2 protein-coding genes are annotated in these 3,359 nt (G+C 57.9%); both read right to left on the reverse strand.

The features are described 5' to 3' along the window. Positions 1–1,082: 1,082 nt before the first annotated feature. The gene (locus tag ABX749_RS26765; protein ID WP_372898699.1) at positions 1,083–2,057 is read right to left on the reverse strand and encodes an exopolyphosphatase; all 975 of its coding nucleotides are present in this window, start codon (positions 2,055–2,057) and stop codon (positions 1,083–1,085) included. Positions 2,058–2,231: 174 nt separating this feature from the next. Continuing rightward, a partial coding sequence (locus ABX749_RS26770; protein WP_372898700.1) for an ATP-binding protein occupies positions 2,232–3,359 on the reverse strand: 1,128 nt, incomplete at its 5' end.

Genomic DNA, 3,359 nt, shown 5'->3' on the forward strand with positions numbered 1-3,359 from the left:
CTAGACCGTCCACTCGTATCCTAACCCAGGTTGCAACCTGCAGGGGTGAACTCTGGCGGGTTGGGGGCAGCGTGCCATGTGCAGCCGGAATGCACTGGGACTCAAACGCTCGCACCCGCTGCCAGGATCCGTTCTAATCGAGTCCCATCACGGGTCCGCCCGAGGGGCGACGAAGTTCTGGCGCCCGACGGAACCCTGTTCCTCCGAAAGCATGGAGAGATAGTACTTCGTGATCCGATTGGCAGTCTCTTGAATGAATCCGTAACTTGGTCGCTAAAACGTGAATGCAGCCCTTATCGCATGTATTTGCCTTTGGTTCACTCTGGCGTTCTTGTTGTTCCTACTTGCACCGTATGAACTGCAGTTGCGTGGCGCTCGCTCCTCGAGCTTTCACTGGCTCGGTCTTCCAATCCGGCGCGCAAGACTCGACATCGAATACGAGAACATTCGCGTGCACTTGCTCGATAACGAGGACTATCGGGCGTGCGACATTGATGGCGACATGCTTGTGCTAACGCTGAACTTCCTGCGAGTGACTGTCTTGCGTGCGCCACGCGGTAGCGAGCTAATCTTTCGATTTCCAATTGGACTCGTTGCATTTTTTGTCGTGTTTGGCTGGGCAAGCATCACGATATCGTCTCAGTTTCCAGCAGAAAGTTTATTGGAGTGGGCAGCTGTCACCTTTCTCGTGTGCTTCATGACGGGACTTCCGCTACTTGTGTGGCGTCTTTTGCACACAGTCGCGGTCGAGGAATCGACGACGATGCTCAATGACATTTCGAGACTCACTCGTGAGTCTTCGTCGACACGGCTAGAGACGCAAGGGACGCGATGAACAGGATCGCGCCAAACCCTACTGGGAAGGAACACAGATTGACGACGCAAGCGTGTACCGGAGGTGGCGCTGCGCTGACCTCCGGCGACTCGCTGCGATCCCTTGGGGGATGCGTTGCCAGGCCGCGCCGGGTCGGTCGAGCCGTTTGTCGACTCACCGACCGACGACTCGCCGCCGAGAGGCGGCGTTGGGGCGGGGCATCCAAGCGGTTGAACCGGCTGGAAGCAGATCCCACCGGTTTGCGTCGCTAGACTTCCAGCGGTGTGGTGTCGGCGGCGGCGTGTTGGTCGGCGTTGATGCGGGTGATCAACTCTTGCAACACCCGCTCGGCGGCTTCGTGTTCGACCTGGCATGTGCCCGCGGCTTCATGACCACCACCGCCGTATTGGTAACAAAGTTCACCGACGTCGGTGCGGCACGATCGGTCCAGGATCGATTTGCCGATCGTGAACACCGTGTTCTGTTGTTGTTTGCCCCACAGCACGTGGATCGAAATGTTGCACTGTGGGAAGACCGAATAGATCACGAATCGGTTGGTCGCGTAGATCGTTTCTTCATCACGCAGATCCAACACGACCAGGTTGTCATGGACCGTGGAACAGCGTTTGAGTTGCTCTTGGGCAAGCTCACGATGTTCCTCGTACAGTTCGACACGCTCGCGGACATCGGGCAACAGCAGGATGTCTTCGATATCCAGATCGCGGCAGCAGTCGATCAGGTCCATCATCAGCTGATAGTTGGAAACGCGGAAGCTGCGGAAGCGTCCCAGACCGGTGCGCGCATCCATCAGGAACGAAAGCAACGCCCAGCCTTGCGGGTCCTGGATTTCGTCGGCGGAGAACTTTGCCGCGTCGGCTTTGTCGACCGCTTCCATCATGGATTCGCTGATTTTCGGGAACCGTTCGCGGCCGCCGAAGTAGTCGTAGACGACGCGTGCGGCGGAATCGGCGCTGGTTGACAGCACGTAGTTGTCGGTTTGTTGGCCTTCGTTACGGATTTCTTCACTGCTGTGGTGATCAAAGCACAGGTGGCAACCCGGCACGTAAGGCAGGTTGGTCAGAATGTCATTTTCCGTCACCTCGATTTCGCCGTCTTGCATGTCCTTGGGATGAACGAATTTGATTTCGCCAAGGATGTCGAGTTCTTTCAGCAGCAACGCGCAGACGAGTCCGTCAAAGTCACTTCGGGTCAGCAAACGGTATCGTTGATTTGTGTTGGTCATGTGCCCACGTCCGAGACAGGTGTTGTTAGATATTTTCCCGCTGCGCGACAATCTTTGCACCTGGATCGGTGGCACAGCGACGGGAAAGTCTAGAACGTGAAACGGTCCGACAACGGCGAATTTAGGCAGGAAGGAATTGCAGCGGTTGCCTGGATCAATGCGGCGGGTTTCCCCTCACGACATTGCGTTGGTGAGCGACGCGACGCGGCTGATCAGCCCGGCGGCGTCGACGGGTTTGGCCATGAATTCGCTGCATCCGGCCGCGAGGGCATCATTGATTTCATCGCTGGTTGCGCCGGCGGTCAGCGCGATCACGGGCACGGTGTAGCCTTGGTCACGAATCTGTTGCGTCGCTTCGCGGCCATCGAGCTCGGGCATTTGCATGTCCATCAGCACGCAGGCGAACGGTTTGTTTTCCGCTTCGGCCTGGCGGACGGCTTTGACGGCTTCGGCGCCGTTGACGACTTCGACGACATCGGCACCGGCGCGCGTCAGCAACCGGGTCGTCACCAGTCGGACGTCTCGGGCATCATCGGCGACCAGGACCCGGGCATTGATGCGTGGCAGATTGTTGATGTTGGTCCGACGTGGCTTCAAATCCTCCGCCGTCGGTTCGATCATCTCGGTCGACTCTTCCACCGGTAAACGCAACACGAACTCGCTGCCCTCGCCTTCGACGCTGGTCGCCGTGATGTCGCCGCCGAGCAAGTTTGCCAGTCGTTTGCTGATCACCAATCCCAGCCCGGTACCTTCGACGCCGACAATCTTGCGATCATGGACTTGGCTAAAGGTTTGGAACAATCGTTCGAGATTGCTTTCGGAAATACCGATGCCGGTGTCGATCACACGAAATTCGATGACGTTCGGTTCTTGGGCGTCCATGGAAACCACCACCCGCACGCTGCCTTCGGGCGTGAATTTGAGCGCGTTGCCGATCAGATTGACCAGGATCTGTTCCACGCGTGAGCGATCACTGCGCAGCCGACTTGGCAAAGCGCCGTCAAACTCGATCGTCAGCGGGACACCCGAGGATGCGCTACGGTGCCGCATCAATTCGTTGATGTCGGCCAGCATGGGGACCAATTTGAATCGCGACCGGCGGACTTCCAGCTTGCCGGCTTCGACTTTGGAAAGATCCAGAATGTCGTTGATGATCCGCAGCAGGAAGCGGCCGTTGCGGATCACGGTTTCCAGGTTATCCGGATCGACGTCGTTGCCCTCGCGGATGTCACGCAGCGACAGATCGGCAAAGCCAAGGATCGCGGACATCGGCGAGCGGATTTCGTGACTCATGTTGGTCAG

Origin of the sequence: Stieleria sp. (genome assembly GCF_041595215.1) — a bacterium.
Classification (GTDB): domain Bacteria; phylum Planctomycetota; class Planctomycetia; order Pirellulales; family Pirellulaceae; genus Stieleria; species Stieleria magnilauensis.

What these genes read in the sequence shown, in the direction of transcription:
- ABX749_RS26765 (WP_372898699.1), bottom strand. Translation starts at nt 2,057, where the DNA reads ATGACCAACACAAATCAACGATACCGTTTGCTGACCCGAAGTGACTTT.